This window comes from Segetibacter sp. (genome assembly GCF_025963695.1).
Lineage (GTDB): Bacteria > Bacteroidota > Bacteroidia > Chitinophagales > Chitinophagaceae > Segetibacter.
Window position 1 is genome coordinate 44729 of the sequence record NZ_JAOQAH010000027.1, and the last position, 15613, is coordinate 60341.

The window sequence follows — 15613 nt, forward strand, 5'->3', positions numbered from 1 at the left end:
CTGCCTAATTTTTTGTTTGATGGAAACCCTTGAATTAAAAGAAAAAGTTCATGATGAAACTCGTCAGGGTGAACCTTTTGCTCCAATTGCAGTTGAGACGGATATTTATAAAAAGAAGTTTTATATAGAAAGCTATGGCTGTGCAATGAATTTTGCTGATAGCGAAATTGTTGCTTCAATACTGAGTCACGAAGGGTTTGGCGCTACTAAGAATTTTGAAGAAGCTGATTTGATATTGGTAAACACTTGTTCCATCAGGGAGAAGGCCGAGGCGACTGTTAGAAAACGATTGACGGAATTCAAGAAAGCTAAACTGGCAAAGCGTGGAATGCTTGTTGGCATATTAGGTTGTATGGCCGAAAGACTGAAGGGAAAATTACTGGAAGAAGAAAAACTGGTAGATCTGGTTATAGGACCAGACGCTTACAGAACACTTCCGGCTTTAATTCAGGAGGCTGAGTCGGGTCAGAAAGGAGTGAACGTTTTGTTGAGCCGGGAAGAGACTTATGGCGACATCTCTCCTATTCGTTTAGATAGCAATGGCGTTAATGCTTTTGTCAGTATCATGCGGGGTTGTAATAATATGTGCAGCTTTTGTGTGGTTCCATTTACCCGGGGGCGCGAGCGCAGCCGCGATACCTTCAGTATTATAAACGAGTGTAGTGAGTTATTTAAAAATGGCTACAAAGAAGTTACGCTACTCGGACAAAATGTGGACAGCTACTATTGGGTTGATGAACAGAAAGACCTGGTTGTAACTTTTGCCAAACTACTTGAGATGGTAGCTAACATTAGCCCCCTGTTGAGAGTTAGATTTAGCACCTCGCATCCTAAGGATATTACAGACGAGGTTTTATTTACAATGGCTAAATACGAGAACATCTGCAAGTACGTTCACCTGCCTGTTCAAAGCGGTAGCACAAGATTGTTGCAGTTGATGAACCGTACGTATACTCGTGAATGGTATATGGCTAAGGTTGACAGAATAAAAGAAATAATGCCCGATTGCAGTATCACCAGCGATATTATTGCTGGCTTTTGTACAGAGACAGAAGAGGATCACCAGGACACACTTTCGATAATTGAGTACAGCAAATACGACATGAGCTACATGTACTTCTATAGCGAGCGACCTGGCACCCTTGCAGCACGACGTTTTACAGACGATATTCCGTTGGCAGTAAAAAAAAGAAGGTTGGATGAAATAGTGAAACTGCAAAACAGGCTTTCGCAGCGAAGTTATTCCGCTGATATTGGCAAGACGTTTAAAGTACTTATTGAGGGTAACTCCAGGAAAAGCGAAGATGATTGGGCAGGCAAGAGCAGTCAAAATAAAGTAGTAGTATTTCCTAAAGCCGACTATAACCTGAGCAAGGGCGATTATGTACAGGTAAAAGTAACCAATGCGACAGGAGCAACTTTATTAGGCGAAATTGTTAAATAGTTCGTACAAGTGATAAGGTGCAAAAGAAAGCTGAAGTGAATTTTACTAGTACAAGGGAGTGACACAACAATGTTGAAAATAGTACTAAAGTTTATTACCCCAAACAATTCCTCTTAAATGGCTTTATGTAATGCTTTGTTTACACCCCCTCATAAATCGTTATTCAATACAAATATTATTGATGACGAGCTGAACCCGGTTAACAAACCTGACAAGTACCGAAGGGAAAGATTGGATTTATATTAAATGCATACAATGGATCTTCAAGTAATTAAAAACAGATTTGGAATAATAGGAAACAGCGCCGCCTTAAATCATGCATTAAGTGTTGCCGTACAAGTGGCTTCAACAGATTTAAGCGTGCTTATTGTAGGCGAGAGTGGTGTTGGTAAAGAAGCTTTTTCGCACATCATTCATGCGTTGTCGTCAAGAAAACACAATTCTTTTATAGCAGTTAACTGCGGCGCGATACCGGAAGGCACAATTGACTCTGAATTATTCGGCCACGAAAAAGGATCGTTTACAGGAGCAGTTGACAGCCGCAAAGGATACTTCGAAACTGTTAACGGTGGAACAATTTTTCTTGATGAAATCGGCGAAATGCCGATAGGAACGCAAGCCAGGCTTTTGCGTGTTTTAGAAACGGGCGAATTCATCAGGGTTGGTTCATCTAAGGTGCAAAAAACTGATGTGAGAGTGATAGCGGCTACCAATCGCGAATTGCTTGAATTTACCCAAACAGGAAAGTTCCGTGAAGACTTGTATTATCGTTTAAGTACGGTACCTATCCGGGTGCCGGCACTAAGAGACCGGCAGGAAGATATTATACTGCTGTTTAGAAAATTTGTAATTGATTTTGCCGAAAAGTATAAAACGACTCCTGTTCAATTAGATGAAGAAGCGAAATCGCTGTTAGTCACCTACCCATGGAAAGGTAATGTAAGAGAGCTAAAGAATATTGCAGAACAAATTTCGGTTCTGACGACAGAAAAATTAATAGCTGCTAAACAACTCAGACAGTTTTTGCCGGAGGCAAATATGAACAGGCTACCCGTTTTAGCCAGCAGTTACAATGGTACTGCGGCAGGGCACGAGTTTGCTAATGAACGCGAGATTTTGTACAAGCTTTTTTTTGACATGAAGAAGGATGTAACAGAACTAAAAAAGATGTTTCTTGAAATGTTGCAAAACCCTTCGCCTTCAAATGCAACGGTTGCTTATGCACGCGAGACGCTGCTTCACGACTATAGTCCTGTTGCTAATAATGAGTATCAGCATCAGCAACACCAGCAACCAGCCATTCAGTCCAACGTAATTAGTCATCCCCAGCCGGTAATTTTCGACGACATCCATCATCACGAAGAAGTAGAAGAGTCGCTAAATATTATGGATAAGGAAAAGGAACTAATTATTAAAGCTTTAAAAAAGCACAAAGGCAAAAGAAAAGACGCAGCAAGCGACCTCGGAATAAGTGAACGAACATTATACAGGAAGTTGAAAGAGTACGATATTGATGAATGATTTTAAGTATATATGCAGAACAAGGTTGTAAGCATTTTAAAAGAACAAATTCAATTTGGGGAACAGGCAGCGGTACGCTTTTCATCTTTTGTTGTGTCACTCACTTATACTTTAAGTTTTTCATGGCATCGCTGCTTTTCTAAATAATCTACCTTAACCTTTAAGTAGTGTTGCTTTGGCCCAAAGTATTACAATATGAACGTTCAAAATAAAAATATAGTTCTTATCACCGAATTATTTATGAACACGAAATTTCCACTTCTTGCTTCCTTCTGTTTAATGCTACTGCTTTCATCATGCAGCGTTTATTCTTTTAAAGATGTAAGCATTCCACCTGAAGTAAAAACTGTAAAAATCGGAATGATTGATAACAAAGCAAGATATGTTGATCCCCAACTTGCACCTCAGCTAAGAGACAGGGTAGAACAAAAAATAACCGGACAGACAAGACTTACCCGAACAAATAATGAAGATGCACATTACCAGATAAGCGGTTACATTTCTGAAAACAATATTACAACGGCGGGTATTTCTAGTCAGCAGGCAGCTACAAACAGGCTTACAATAGGTGTTCATATTACATTTCGCAATACGCTTACTGCTAAAACTGAGGAATATGATGTCAGCCGAAATTTCGATTTTTCGGCTAACCTTACCCGGCAACAAGCCGAAAACCAGTTACGCGATGAGATTCTTCGAAATTTAAGTGACGAAATCTTTAATCGCATTTTCTCCAATTGGTAGCTAATTATATTTTGACCTTATGAACAAAGCTTCCGAAAAAGTGCTCCACTATCTTACTGGCAATAAAAACTTAGATGCTGTAACAGTTGATGATCTGCAAAAATTGGTAGCAGAGAGCCCGTATTTTCCTGTAAGTCATTTTTTGCTGGCAAAAAAGCTAAAAGGGGAAAACGAGCGCGAGTATCAGCTACAGATTCAAAAAACAGCTTTATACTTTCCCAACCCTTATTGGCTGCAATATCAGTTGACGGGGCAAGAGTTCGTTCAGGAAAACAGCCCGACTGCCTTATCAGACACAACTTTTATTTCTGATAAAATTGTAGCGCTCGGGGCGCTAGAAGACCAACCTATAGTTGAAGCACCCATAGACGAAGCCACTTCGAAAAACGAAGAAACACCGCCGGAAGCTGTTCCTCAAGCTGCGGAAGAAATAGCCTCTTTAACAAGAAGCCCAAATGAAGTCACCGAAAGTTTTATCAGTGACCTTTCTGCAGTCATACCAACTACAGATACGCCTGCAGAAAGTATTCAGGACGGGTTATCCCCGGCCGCGCAATCAGAAGTTACTGAGCAAGAAGAAGAAATGGCTGGAGTAACACACGGGTCGGATGACGTTACAAAAAAATTTTTAGAAGAAACAGGAAACGGAACCGAAAAAGACGAGCAAGAACCGGACGATGAGCACGACCGGATGTTTCGAAACATCAAAGCTATGCTCGACGCTTCCAGTGAAGAGGCGGATGCTGATGTTAACAATGCTACTATTACAATAGACCCATATTATACGATCGATTATTTTGCTTCCCAAGGCATTAAGCTCGAGTTGGATCAGAACCCGCAGGATCAATTGGGTCAGAATTTAAAAAAATTCACTCATTGGTTAAGGCACATGAAAAAATTAGGGCCTGAAGATGCAACCGAGGTAATTAGTAAAACAGAGACAGACGCAGACATTCAACAAATCGCAGACTCTTCAAATACAGTGCGCGAAGTTGTTACCGAAGCCATGGCCTCGGTGCTGGAGAAACAAGGCAAAAAAGATAAAGCGATCGAATTATATAACAAATTAAGTTTTTTGAATCCCCACAAAAGCGCTTACTTTGCCGACAAGATAAAAAAATTAAAAGGTATCTGAGATGACAATTTTATTTCTTATTCTGATTGTACTGGCTAGTGTGGTTCTTGGTTTTATCATTTTAGTTCAAAACCCAAAGGGCGGTGGACTAGCAGGAAGCATAGCAGGTTTTAATAACCAATTTATGGGTGTAAAACAGACCAATGATGTACTTGAAAAAGGAACCTGGATTTTTTCTGCCCTGATAGCTTTGTTGTGTGTCTTTTCTACCTTTTTTATGACAGGTAGCAGCGGTAGCAACGATAACGACATTTTGAATAAAATTAATACGAGCCAGGGCACAACCCCCTCAAGACAAGCGCCTGCTACAACACCACAGCAAACCGCCCCTCCCGCTTCTAATCAAACAAAATAAGGCTTAACACGCTGTTTTAATATATTTGCCCTGTCTCAACATCAGACAGGGCTTTTTATTTATTTTAGTCAGTTTTCGTTATGAAAAAAATTCTCATACTCCTTTTTATTCTCATTGTTTTTGTTGCCGGAGTTTCTGCCTACCTGTTACTAGGAAGTGCAACGGCATTTAATGAAGATCGAAAGTACTTGTTGGTTTATACGGGAAAGGCTGACAAAGCTTCGGTAATGTCTTTTATAAAAGACTACGACCTCGTAAAACATCCGGCATTACTTGCAATGGTGGCTGAAAAAACCGGTGTATGGAAACGGTTGAAACCGGGAAGATTTGAAATAAAAAAAGGAGAAAGCCTTTTAAATATAACGCGAATGCTGCGAAACAACAGGCAAACTGCTGTTAAGCTGGTTATTAATAAACTTAGAACGAAAGGCGACCTTGCCGCTGTTATTGCAAAGAATTTTGAGGCAGATTCTGTTGAAGTAAGCCAGTTTGTAAGCAGCCCTGATAGTGCCGCAAAACTGGAAGTAAATGAAAATACTTTCATGACGATAGTAATACCAAATACTTATACCTTTTACTGGAACACCTCGCCGGGTAAGATTTTCAGAAGGCTAAAAAGTGAAAGCGAAAGCTTTTGGAAAAAAAATCATAGGTTAGAGAAAGCAGAAAAACTAGGGTTTACTACCGATCAAATCTATACCATTGCCTCAATTGTCGAAGAGGAAACCAACCAACAGGATGAAAAAGGAAACGTTGCCAGCGTTTACATAAACAGGTTTAGAACGGGAATGCCACTTGGTGCAGATCCAACAATTAAGTTTGCTTTAAATGATTTTAGTCTGAAAAGAATTTATGAGAAACATTTACAGGTAGTGTCGCCTTATAATACTTACAGAAACAGGGGATTGCCACCGGGGCCAATTTGTACCCCATCATCAAAAACAATTGATGCTGTATTAAATGCTCCAAAAACGAACTACCTGTTTTTTGTGGCACGAAGCGATTTTTCGGGCCATCATACATTCAGCACTAGTTATGCTGAGCATTTGCAACATGCTAAAGAATACCAGAAAAAGCTTGATGAGCTAATCTTACGGAAACAAAACGCAGCTAAAAATGCCTTGTGACCAAGCTTGAACGGATTATAATACAATCGAAGCCTGCTTCATTTATTGGTCGTACCAGTAAAAAAATTATTCTGCCGGGTTTTCATGGGGTGCCTTTGTACGATGCCTTTGTTTTCTTTTTAGAACAGGTAAAAAAATCGGGGCTGAATAGCAGGGCGAAATCTATCTCATTTGATTTTGCAATGGCCATTCCTGCTGTGTTGATCTGCATTTTCACCTTAATACCCTATATGCCTATTTCGAAGCAGTTTACAAGAGAACTGCTAAGGTTAACAAGACATGTAGCACCGAATCAAAACTCCTACAACTTTGTAAATAGTTTTCTGCAGGATTTTTTAAATACCCCTCGCGTTGGTCTATTGTCTTTCGGTTTTGTCTTGGTCATTTTCTATGCTTCAAATGCAATGCTTAGCATAATCCGCACTTTCGATAATGCTATCTACCAACAACACAAACGAAGAAATTTTATACGAAAGAGAATAAAAGCCATAAGACTTACTATCGTTGTTTTAGGACTATTGATGGGAACAATTTTATTACTGATAGGTCAGGGCATTTTATTTGACTACATTATAAAATGGTTGAAACTGAAAGGCGCTGATGTGTTGTGGATTTCTATCCTGAGGTGGACTTTTACAGTAACGTTATTTTTCTATTCCATTTCATTTATTTACAAATATGCTCCTTCAGTTAAAAAAAGATGGCCGCTCGTTACCCCCGGTTCTGTTCTTGCCACTTTTATGATGATTGCTACTACGTATGCGTTTTCTTTTTGGGTAAACCACTTTACTAATTACAACAAAGTATATGGGTCGCTCGGCACCATTCTAATTTTCATGCTGCTGATTTACCTGAATTCCTTCATCCTGCTTCTTGGGTTTGAACTAAACCTTAGTATTACATTTTTGAAGTCTTACGTTAAGGAAAAGAATGAAAAGGAATTGCTAAAGCTGCAAGTAGGTAAACCTTGAAACAGCAGATACAAGTACAAGTGAGTGACACAACGACGCCGAGGTAAGCATGACTGCCTGTAACCAAAAATTAACACTTATACAATTGCTTGTAAAGCCGTTTGTTCTTCATTTTTTCTAATTATGCCAATGCGATAAGAATGTTCGATCGCTTCTTTGCTGTGCACAAAATGACAAACTTCTACCCCGGCTGCCTCAATCTTTTTAATTTCTTCTTTTACATTCGTTAGGTTTTTCTCGTACACATGCCTTAGATACACACTAACCACCCGACCCGGAAAATGGGTAACAATACCTGCATAAATAACCGGATCTTGCTGCGAGTCATCGCCTAATAAAACAAAACGCTGGGTAGGGTAAGCTTCGAGAATACGGGCAATACGCATAAATTTGGTAGAATGTTTTGTAGCACCGGTCTTCCAGACTTCTGCAAGTCGTTTTATCTGGCTTAGCAAAAAGACACCTTCGGGCAACTCATTCTTTCTTGTAAACTCTTTTATAAAATCATACAGGTTCCACTCGCTACTGGAGACATAGAAAAAAGGGTTCGGGTTGTTTACGGTAGTTTGTGCGTTAGCAAGTAATTTGTAATGATTTACAACACCTTCAAAAGGCTTACGGCTGTGGGCGTTTTTTGTTAAAAGCACATACAATCTCTTTCTAATGTTTGATGAATGAGAAATTAAAAATGTATCATCTATGTCTGAAATAAACGAATACTGGTTAACGTAAGGAATGATAACTGAGCCGATGCCCGTGGCATAAACAGCGTTTGTTTCCTTTGAATAATATTGTACCTGAATTTTATAACTGCCCGGCGCCATAGGCGCCTGGTGTTTCCATTCAAAACGAAAAAAACCATCTTTTGCAGTAGTAGTTTCACAAACAGTCTCGCCCCATACCATTCGTACCGCAACATCAGGTACCCGAACGACCATAAACGAGCGAAGCAATGCAAATGTATTTGTCCAGAAATTTTTTCTATATTTTTTACGGGGTAAAGGGCTTAAACTAAAAACGTGGCCAAAGACAATCATTTGTGATACATTTCCGTATCCATGATATACTTTTACCACCGGTTCGTTGGTAAGTCTGAATATAATAAGTAACTTCTTTTCTAATTTTTCAACAAAAGAAGGTTTGGTTCCAGGTTCGGTAATTTGCATAATGACTAAACAAATGAAATTAAAATAAAATGATGCAAACAACAATAACTACTATTTTGTTTGTAGTCAATCCAATCTCAGGCGGCAGAGATAAGAAAGATCACCAGGATGCAATTGAAAAATTCTTTGCGCCACTTCCACACAAGATTGATGTCTTTTTATTAAACGACAAAAATAATGCGCAGTGCTTAGAGAAACGTATTGAGCAGCTAAAGCCACAGATAGTAGTTGCTGTTGGTGGCGACGGAACCGTGGGTATGGTCGCAAAAAAAATTTTAAATACAGATATTATTTTAGGAATTGTGCCTGCCGGCTCAGCCAACGGTATGGCAAGGGAATTAAATATTCCTGAGAATGTAGAAGAAGCTTTAAAAATTATTGAAAATGGCAGGGTTAAAAAAGCCGATGCCATCTCTATTAATAACCAGCTTTGCCTTCACCTTAGCGATATTGGATTAAATGCGCGACTGGTAAAATATTTTGAAGAAGGAAATATGCGTGGAAAACTTGGCTACGCAAAAGTGGCACTGAAAGTACTTTTTAATCCCCAAAATATTCGCGTTATTCTAAAATCAAAAGAGGGCGAGATAAAGCGGGATGCCTTTATGGTGGTACTGGCCAATGCAAGTAAATACGGCACAGGTGCCGTTATAAATCCAACCGGCGATTTATATGATGGTCTTTTTGAAGTGGTGATTATAAAACACATTGGCATTGGAACGCTTTTAAAAAGATGGATCACACCTAAAACCCTTGATCCTAAAAAAATAGAAGTTATACAGGCTGAAGCGGTAAACATTTATACACACAAAAAAGTACACTTCCAGGTGGACGGCGAATACATAGGCAAAGTAAAACAGGTGTCGGCCAAAATACTTCCCGGTCAACTTAATATTCTGGTGCCTGAAGGGAGTTGATAAAATACTTAGAGCGATAAAAACTAACTATTTTTTTTATCCGGCATTGCACTTTAATGAAGCATTCTTGCGTCGCACTCTTGTACATTTTATTCATCATGCAACAACTCCCTTCTTCTGTAATAAAAGCTGGAATTTAATAAATTGAAAAAGGTTCCTTTCCTTTTTTAAACCCGATCAATGTTTACCCTAATTTCAAAAATTACATACTTTTTTATAGCCCCTGAAAATTGGATAATTGCTCTGTTAATATGGATATTTCTTTCCAGGTCAAAAATTGCCAGGAAAAGACTTACCATAATTGTAATACTCCTGGTATTATTCTTCGGTAACAGTTTTATCTACAGTAGTCTGGTAAATGCATGGCAGCCAAGGCCGGCAGACCTGGTAAACAGGGTGCCTTATGAAGCAGGGATTGTATTAGGCGGAAGTTCAAGTTTTGACAAGTATGGTCGTGGTTATTTCAATATGTCTTCAGACCGTTTCATAGAAACCTGCATCTTATATAAAACCAAAAAAATTAAAAGAATCATTATCAGCGGAGGAAGCAACGGACCTAACCAGCCTAAAGATGCAGACTTCCAATATAAGAAAATGATTGAAATGGGTATTCCTCCAAATGATATAATAGTTGAGAATGCTTCACGATCAACATTCGAAAATGCGACGTTTACTAAAACAATAATTGACTCGCTACGCCTGCAACCGCCTTTTGTATTAATTACTTCAGCTATGCATATTCCCCGCGCAGAAAGGGTTTTTAAAAAAGCCGGGCTTGCTGTTATTTCTTACCCTTGCAATTATTATGTTATTCCAGGAGAGTTTTATTTTTTTGATTATTTCATTCCTAAAGTTGGTACTATTTTAAGTTGGAGCACCTACCTAAAGGAGGTGGTGGGAGTAGTTGGATATAGCGTTTTCAACAAAGCATAGTTAAGTAAATGTGGTAAAACATATAGGCTAAGTTGTAAGAACGGGTATTAGCAGAAAACGCATAAACAAACAGGTACACTTATAACTTATTTGTTTCACCTGCAGGCTTTCTTTCAATCGTTTTGAAATCTGCAGCTCTGGGTACTTTTTCCATAGCTGGTATAACAAACTCCGGCGGCACTCTTAGTTTACGTTTTGCCGTATCCATCCAGGCGCCATCAACAGTAATAACTGCAGCCACAATATCTCCATTTTTTATAATCTCGTGCTGCATTGTCCAACGGCTATAGGTAGCAGTACATTGCTTTAAAACAAGATTGATAGAAACAACGTCTTTAAAATGAATTTCTCTTTTAAATAAACATTCTTCCCTAAATAGTATCGGCCCTAGTTGTTGTTGCATTAATACTTCTGTACTCAACCCAAACTCTGCTAGAAAAGCCATTCTTATAAAAGCACCAAAATCATAGTAAACAGAATGTCTTACGTGAAAATTGGGGTCCAGGTCACTCCATCTAATTTCTACGGGTTTGCTATAATTCATTATTGCCTGTTCGTTTTAGCTATTGATACTACTTACCTCAACATTTCCTTTCATGGCCTCAATTTGTTCTTTGGTTCCTAAAATAATTACTTTCATGCCTATAGTGATTGCAGTAGTGTCCGGTGGATTGATTACAAATTTACCTTCTGCATTTTTTACCCCCAAACAATTTACGCCTGTCTTGCGCCATGCCATTATTTCGTGTAAAGGTTTATCCTTTAAACTAGCAGGCAATACTTCATAACCCACAGCTTCCAGGTGTATTGACTCTCCCTCGGCTCCGGACAGATAGTCTATAAATTCTATTACGTCTGGTTTGGTAACAAGTGTAGCCATGTGCATGCCACCAATTTTATCAGGCAAAATAACATTATCAGCTCCAGCCTTTTTTAACTTAGGAGCTGAACTTGCATGTGATGCCCGGCTAATAATTTGAATGTTACTGTTAACGGTACGTGCCGTTAGCACGATAAATACATTATCGGCATCCTCGGGCAAAGCTGTAATTAGAGCCTTAGCTTTTTTAATGCCTGCACGTATCAACGTTTCGTCTTCAGTTGCGTCTCCTTTAACGTACAGCAATTTCCTTCCACGAAGGATGTCTTGCTCAATCCGATCTACATTTATTTCTATGACAACGAACTGCACCTTGTGTTGGCATAGTGTAACTGCAGCCTGTTTTCCATTACGACCATAACCGCAAAGAATAACATGATTCTCAAGATTGTTAATAGCTGTATTCATTCGGCGATTTTTAAAGTAAAGATTGATTTCTCCATCTACAACATACCTTGTAAGTATAGTAATGGCAAAGGCAGTTGTAATAAGGCTTAAGCCGATAAGAAATATGTTGAATACGCGGCCTGAATTGCTTAAATGATGAACTTCACTGTAACCGATTGTACTAACGGTTATAACAGTCATGTATAGCGCTTCGAGAAAAGTATAACCTTCAATAAACATGAAGCCGGATGTTCCCAGAACGACTACCAGCACAATTAAAGATGTTAGAAAAGTCAACCTCCTGAAGTTCACTCACATTAATTTCAACTAAAATATAACCCTGCGTCCAAACTTCCAACAAAGGTTTTTCGATACCTTGCACCCTCTAAAAATCTATTATGTCATTATTCGATAAACTTAACCAGGCAAAGGGTGATAAGCTTTCTGCTAATTTAAAAGCAGGAGAGGATTTTCTTGAACAAAATAAAAGCAGAGAAGGTGTTCAAACTACTGCAAGTGGTTTGCAATACGAAGTATTAACTGAAGGTAGCGGTGCAAAGCCAAAAGCTACAGACAAAGTAAAATGCCATTACCACGGTACATTGATTGACGGCACTATTTTCGACAGCTCAGTTCAAAGGGGTCAACCGGCAACATTCCCTTTAAATATGGTAATCAAAGGATGGACAGAAGCTTTGCAATTAATGTCTGTAGGAAGCAAGTACCGTTTGTTCCTGCATCCTTCCCTTGCATATGGCGAAAGACAAACGGGCGCTGTTATTGGCCCAAACAGTACTTTAATATTTGATGTAGAGTTACTGGATATAGGTTAGTTTAATAATGTAAGTTTATGACGAGCTTAGGAGCTATAAAACGATTTACAGCCGGGGCTATCTTTATTACAGGCACAATGGCCTGTGTTAGTATCCCAAAAGCCACTTCGTCTGCTATAGGTTTTGTCACTTTGCATAGTTATCTACTTAATCCTGATGTGTTGTGGAAGGATACTACTAATTATATCTTCATTCGTAATTCGAATGAGTTTAATAAGAAGTTTCATATGACCAAATCTTCTCCCGGGACGGTTATCGTCCCGGATTTTTCTAGCCAGTCTGTTATCGCAATCATAATGAAGCCAACCGAACGAGTGATCTCGCCAGGTATAAATAAAGCAGAAATTATGGGGAATGAATTGCGGGTTTACTATACTGTAACAGATACCAGTTCTATTAAGACCTATTTGCAGACGCCAATGGTGGTGGCAGCAGTTCCAAAAAGTACCAGCGTTACACAGGTTAGCTTTTTTAGAGGTAATTTTAATGAAAAGACAATAGCAGCCGGTCCTGAATTTTAGCCTCGGCTTAATAGCAGAGGATTACGATTTTGGATTTAGGTCAAAAAAGGCGCTTTACCTGTTTGCCCAATAAAGAATAATTGGTTGAAGAGTGCGACGCAACAAAAGTCTTAAGGCTGCTATTAGCCTGGCTACTAAAAAAACTTCCTACTTAATTAGAAACCTGCTTTCTTACATTTTAAAATAATCTTGCAATGAAATATCGCTACCAGTTCTTACCTGTTTTTTGTGTTCTTAGTTTCATGTCACTTACTACTACTGGCTGGTGTTTTCAGAATGCGGATACGACAAAAATTATGCAGGAAACAAAGATTGTGGCTGATGGGGCTACGCCTAGGTTGATCTCAAAACAATTTTCTTTTACTGAAGGGCCAACCGCGGATAAAAAGGGAAATATTTATTTTACGGACCAGCCCAACGATAAGATCTGGAAGTATGATACCGATGGTAACCTGACCTTATTTATGGACAAGACAGGCCGATCGAACGGAATGTATTTTGACAAAAAGGGAAATCTAATTTCATGCGCAGATGAACGGAATGAAATGTGGTCAATTGACCCGCAAAAGAAAGTGACCGTTTTAATGTCTGATTATAAAGGTCAATTACTTAATGGGCCAAATGATGTGTGGGTGCATCCTAAAGGTGGTCTTTATTTTACCGATCCTCTTTACAAACGTCCCTGGTGGACAAGGCCTGGCGAACGTATAGCGGCAGAGAGAGTATATTATCTTCCTAAAAATGCAACACAGCCAATTCCTGTCGATTCCACTATTAAAAAACCAAATGGAATAATCGGTTCCCCTGATGGAAAGACCCTTTATGTGGCCGACATTGGCGCAAATAAAACCTATAAATATAGCATTGAAAAAAACGGTACGCTAAGCAACCGTCAACTTTTTGCAGAACAGGGTTCAGACGGAATGACGATTGACAAGGAAGGCAACATTTATTTGTCTGGTAACGGAGTAACTATTTATGATAAGAACGGTAAAAAAATTGAATATATAGCTATTCCCGAAAAATGGTCGGCTAATGTTTGTATTGGTGGAAAAAATAAAGATCAATTATTTATCACTGCTTCCCAGGCAGTTTATACAGTTCCCCTGAAAGTGAAAGGAGTGGGTTCAAAATAAACACTCTGACAATATCAATTGGATAGTTTTCGCCAACTACTATTATGATTATGGAAAACGCTGCAGTTTTTCGTTTTTACAATTCCCTCAACGATTTTCTTTCACCTGCTAATAAAAACTGCGTTATCGAATATCATTTTAATGGTAACCCTTCCATTAAAGATGCAATTGAAGCCATCGGAATACCACATACTGAAGTAGATGAAATTGTAGTAAACAGCTTGCCCGTTGATTTTTCCTACGCGCTTAATGCAAATGACATGGCTGATGTTTTTCCCCCTATAAACATCTCAAGCCCTTCCAAACATTCTATTAGCCCTACCCTACCGCTTCCTATAAGTTTTATTGCAGACGTGCATGCAGGTAAATTAGCCAGGCAACTACGAATGTGGGGTATCAACACGGTTTATCAAAACAACTTCAGCAATCAGCAGGTCGCGTATATTGCAGAAAGAGAAAACCGTGTAGTGCTTACGCGTGACATTGGACTGCTAAAACAGAAGAAAATAAAATGGGGATATTGGCTAAGATCGCAACATGTAAATGAGCAATTGTTCGAAGTTGTTAATAGATACAACCTTGCTGGCAGTATTAGACCGTTTATAAGATGCATTGAATGTAATGGAGATATAGAACCGGTTCAGAAAGAAGTGATTTTGTTACAACTGCCGCCGCAAACAAAAGAATATTTCAATGAGTTTTACCAGTGTAGGGGCTGCAGAAAAGTTTACTGGAAAGGTTCACATTACGAAAACATGCTCGAGAAGATGAAGACTTATAATGTTTGTAACAAGCATTTGTTTGCATGGCTACTTTGGTTGTGTCACTCACTTGTACTTCAAATATAAAAGCAGCTTTATTTACAGCATCAAATCTACCAGATCGCTATTACCTTCACTTCTGCATCCGCCTACTGGTATAGCTATTGCAAATTAAAATGTAAAGGAAGCAACTATGAAAAATGCAGCGCCCGTTTTAATTGTATTGATGATGTTTGTAAGCTGCACCTGCAACCAGATAAAAGAAAAGCTGCTACCTGCATTTAATGTTGATATTCCCGATATAAATCTTACTGTCCCGCCATTACCGGTTGTCACAGATGAAGAAATTCCTGTAGGTGCTTTAAAGACACATATTAATATGGATAGTACGATTAAGGCAAACACGGCCAATACCTTTGGAGCAGGTGCAGTTCATTTTGTAAGAATTAAAAAAATGGTCATCAAAGCTTTGAATGCAGATGAAGAGACGAATCTTTCAAACTTTGAAACTGCCCGTATGCGCATTTATGCTGATACGGCTTCAACCGACATTACTACTATAAATTTTCCGGAGACTTATTCCGATTCAATTACAGTTACTCCCTCCGCTACACCAGACATCAGTAACTATTTAAGAGGTACGCATTTGTCGTACAATCTTTTTTGGAAGAACAGAAAGCCCACCAAAAAATACTTAAAGCTAAATGTAAAGATTAGCATCAGTGTTCAATAATACAGCAAGTGATGGCTGCACTAAAAAGATCTCCATTAAGGTATCGATT

17 protein-coding genes and 1 pseudogene are annotated in these 15613 nt (G+C 38.9%); 15 read left to right on the forward strand and 3 right to left on the reverse strand.

Going from position 1 to position 15613, the window contains the following annotated elements; translation table 11 throughout:
* The first annotated feature begins 19 nt into the window (after positions 1-19).
* The 8 genes from miaB (at position 20) to JWR87_RS03295 (ending at position 7297) form a co-directional block, all read left to right on the forward strand.
* Complete coding sequence (gene miaB / locus JWR87_RS03260; protein WP_297815537.1) at positions 20-1444, forward strand: tRNA (N6-isopentenyl adenosine(37)-C2)-methylthiotransferase MiaB; 1425 nt, start codon at positions 20-22, stop codon at positions 1442-1444.
* A gap of 117 nt (positions 1445-1561) precedes the next feature.
* On the forward strand, positions 1562-1690 hold the full coding sequence (locus tag JWR87_RS03265; protein WP_297815539.1) for a hypothetical protein: 129 nt from the start codon (positions 1562-1564) through the stop codon (positions 1688-1690).
* 9 nt (positions 1691-1699) lie between these two features.
* On the forward strand, positions 1700-2965 hold the full coding sequence (locus tag JWR87_RS03270; protein WP_297815540.1) for a sigma-54 dependent transcriptional regulator: 1266 nt from the start codon (positions 1700-1702) through the stop codon (positions 2963-2965).
* A gap of 195 nt (positions 2966-3160) precedes the next feature.
* Entirely contained in the window at positions 3161-3709 is a 549-nt protein-coding gene (lptE, locus tag JWR87_RS03275; protein ID WP_297815541.1) for an LPS assembly lipoprotein LptE, read from the forward strand.
* Positions 3710-3728: 19 nt separating this feature from the next.
* Positions 3729-4844: a hypothetical protein gene (locus JWR87_RS03280; protein WP_297815543.1), complete on the forward strand. Its 1116-nt coding sequence runs from the start codon at positions 3729-3731 to the stop codon at positions 4842-4844.
* Position 4845: 1 nt separating this feature from the next.
* Positions 4846-5199, forward strand: coding sequence for a preprotein translocase subunit SecG (secG, locus tag JWR87_RS03285; protein ID WP_297815544.1), 354 nt, complete (start codon positions 4846-4848; stop codon positions 5197-5199).
* Positions 5200-5279: 80 nt separating this feature from the next.
* On the forward strand, positions 5280-6326 hold the full coding sequence (gene mltG / locus JWR87_RS03290) for an endolytic transglycosylase MltG (RefSeq protein ID WP_297815546.1): 1047 nt from the start codon (positions 5280-5282) through the stop codon (positions 6324-6326).
* Positions 6323-7297, forward strand: coding sequence for a YihY/virulence factor BrkB family protein (locus JWR87_RS03295; protein WP_297815548.1), 975 nt, complete (start codon positions 6323-6325; stop codon positions 7295-7297). Before mltG ends, JWR87_RS03295 begins: the two co-directional genes overlap by 4 nt.
* Before the next feature lie 77 nt (positions 7298-7374).
* On the opposite strand, the gene JWR87_RS03300 is transcribed toward JWR87_RS03295, so the two are convergent.
* Entirely contained in the window at positions 7375-8463 is a 1089-nt protein-coding gene (locus JWR87_RS03300) for a phosphatase domain-containing protein (RefSeq protein ID WP_297815549.1), read from the reverse strand.
* A gap of 29 nt (positions 8464-8492) precedes the next feature.
* Here JWR87_RS03300 and JWR87_RS03305 point away from each other — a divergent pair, with 29 nt between their 5' ends.
* Together JWR87_RS03305 and JWR87_RS03310 are read left to right on the forward strand one after the other, a co-directional pair.
* Positions 8493-9380 (forward strand): YegS/Rv2252/BmrU family lipid kinase, encoded by an 888-nt coding sequence (locus tag JWR87_RS03305; RefSeq protein ID WP_297815551.1) that lies wholly within the window; start codon positions 8493-8495, stop codon positions 9378-9380.
* Positions 9381-9560: 180 nt separating this feature from the next.
* Positions 9561-10313: a YdcF family protein gene (locus JWR87_RS03310; protein WP_297815553.1), complete on the forward strand. Its 753-nt coding sequence runs from the start codon at positions 9561-9563 to the stop codon at positions 10311-10313.
* A gap of 79 nt (positions 10314-10392) precedes the next feature.
* Here JWR87_RS03310 and JWR87_RS03315 read toward each other — a convergent pair whose 3' ends face one another.
* Together JWR87_RS03315 and JWR87_RS03320 are read right to left on the reverse strand one after the other, a co-directional pair.
* The gene (locus tag JWR87_RS03315; protein WP_297815555.1) at positions 10393-10857 is read right to left on the reverse strand and encodes an acyl-CoA thioesterase; all 465 of its coding nucleotides are present in this window, start codon (positions 10855-10857) and stop codon (positions 10393-10395) included.
* Positions 10858-10872: 15 nt separating this feature from the next.
* Positions 10873-11853: a potassium channel family protein gene (locus JWR87_RS03320; protein ID WP_297815557.1), complete on the reverse strand. Its 981-nt coding sequence runs from the start codon at positions 11851-11853 to the stop codon at positions 10873-10875.
* Positions 11854-11978: 125 nt separating this feature from the next.
* On the opposite strand from JWR87_RS03320, the pseudogene JWR87_RS03325 reads away from it, so the two are divergent.
* From JWR87_RS03325 to JWR87_RS03345, 5 genes and pseudogenes are all read left to right on the forward strand, one after another.
* Positions 11979-12413, forward strand: a pseudogene (locus JWR87_RS03325) (FKBP-type peptidyl-prolyl cis-trans isomerase); the annotation flags it as partial.
* A 17-nt stretch (positions 12414-12430) separates the two neighbouring features.
* A complete protein-coding gene (locus JWR87_RS03330) occupies positions 12431-12934 on the forward strand; it encodes a hypothetical protein (protein ID WP_297815561.1) in 504 nt (167 codons plus the stop codon).
* A gap of 194 nt (positions 12935-13128) precedes the next feature.
* Entirely contained in the window at positions 13129-14070 is a 942-nt protein-coding gene (locus JWR87_RS03335) for an SMP-30/gluconolactonase/LRE family protein (protein WP_297815563.1), read from the forward strand.
* A 50-nt stretch (positions 14071-14120) separates the two neighbouring features.
* Positions 14121-14918: a Mut7-C RNAse domain-containing protein gene (locus JWR87_RS03340; RefSeq protein ID WP_297815565.1), complete on the forward strand. Its 798-nt coding sequence runs from the start codon at positions 14121-14123 to the stop codon at positions 14916-14918.
* Positions 14919-15024: 106 nt separating this feature from the next.
* Positions 15025-15564 carry a hypothetical protein gene (locus JWR87_RS03345; protein WP_297815567.1) on the forward strand — a complete coding sequence of 180 codons (540 nt, stop codon included), beginning with the start codon at positions 15025-15027 and terminating at the stop codon, positions 15562-15564.
* The last annotated feature ends 49 nt before the right edge of the window (positions 15565-15613 follow it).

What these genes read in the sequence shown, in the direction of transcription:
- miaB (WP_297815537.1), top strand. Translation starts at nt 20, where the DNA reads ATGGAAACCCTTGAATTAAAAGAAAAAGTTCATGATGAAACTCGTCAG.
- JWR87_RS03265 (WP_297815539.1), top strand. Translation starts at nt 1,562, where the DNA reads ATGGCTTTATGTAATGCTTTGTTTACACCCCCTCATAAATCGTTATTC.
- JWR87_RS03270 (WP_297815540.1), top strand. Translation starts at nt 1,700, where the DNA reads ATGGATCTTCAAGTAATTAAAAACAGATTTGGAATAATAGGAAACAGC.
- lptE (WP_297815541.1), top strand. Translation starts at nt 3,161, where the DNA reads ATGAACGTTCAAAATAAAAATATAGTTCTTATCACCGAATTATTTATG.
- JWR87_RS03280 (WP_297815543.1), top strand. Translation starts at nt 3,729, where the DNA reads ATGAACAAAGCTTCCGAAAAAGTGCTCCACTATCTTACTGGCAATAAA.
- secG (WP_297815544.1), top strand. Translation starts at nt 4,846, where the DNA reads ATGACAATTTTATTTCTTATTCTGATTGTACTGGCTAGTGTGGTTCTT.
- mltG (WP_297815546.1), top strand. Translation starts at nt 5,280, where the DNA reads ATGAAAAAAATTCTCATACTCCTTTTTATTCTCATTGTTTTTGTTGCC.
- JWR87_RS03300 (WP_297815549.1), bottom strand. Translation starts at nt 8,463, where the DNA reads ATGCAAATTACCGAACCTGGAACCAAACCTTCTTTTGTTGAAAAATTA.
- JWR87_RS03305 (WP_297815551.1), top strand. Translation starts at nt 8,493, where the DNA reads ATGATGCAAACAACAATAACTACTATTTTGTTTGTAGTCAATCCAATC.
- JWR87_RS03310 (WP_297815553.1), top strand. Translation starts at nt 9,561, where the DNA reads ATGTTTACCCTAATTTCAAAAATTACATACTTTTTTATAGCCCCTGAA.
- JWR87_RS03315 (WP_297815555.1), bottom strand. Translation starts at nt 10,857, where the DNA reads ATGAATTATAGCAAACCCGTAGAAATTAGATGGAGTGACCTGGACCCC.
- JWR87_RS03330 (WP_297815561.1), top strand. Translation starts at nt 12,431, where the DNA reads ATGACGAGCTTAGGAGCTATAAAACGATTTACAGCCGGGGCTATCTTT.
- JWR87_RS03335 (WP_297815563.1), top strand. Translation starts at nt 13,129, where the DNA reads ATGAAATATCGCTACCAGTTCTTACCTGTTTTTTGTGTTCTTAGTTTC.
- JWR87_RS03340 (WP_297815565.1), top strand. Translation starts at nt 14,121, where the DNA reads ATGGAAAACGCTGCAGTTTTTCGTTTTTACAATTCCCTCAACGATTTT.
- JWR87_RS03345 (WP_297815567.1), top strand. Translation starts at nt 15,025, where the DNA reads ATGAAAAATGCAGCGCCCGTTTTAATTGTATTGATGATGTTTGTAAGC.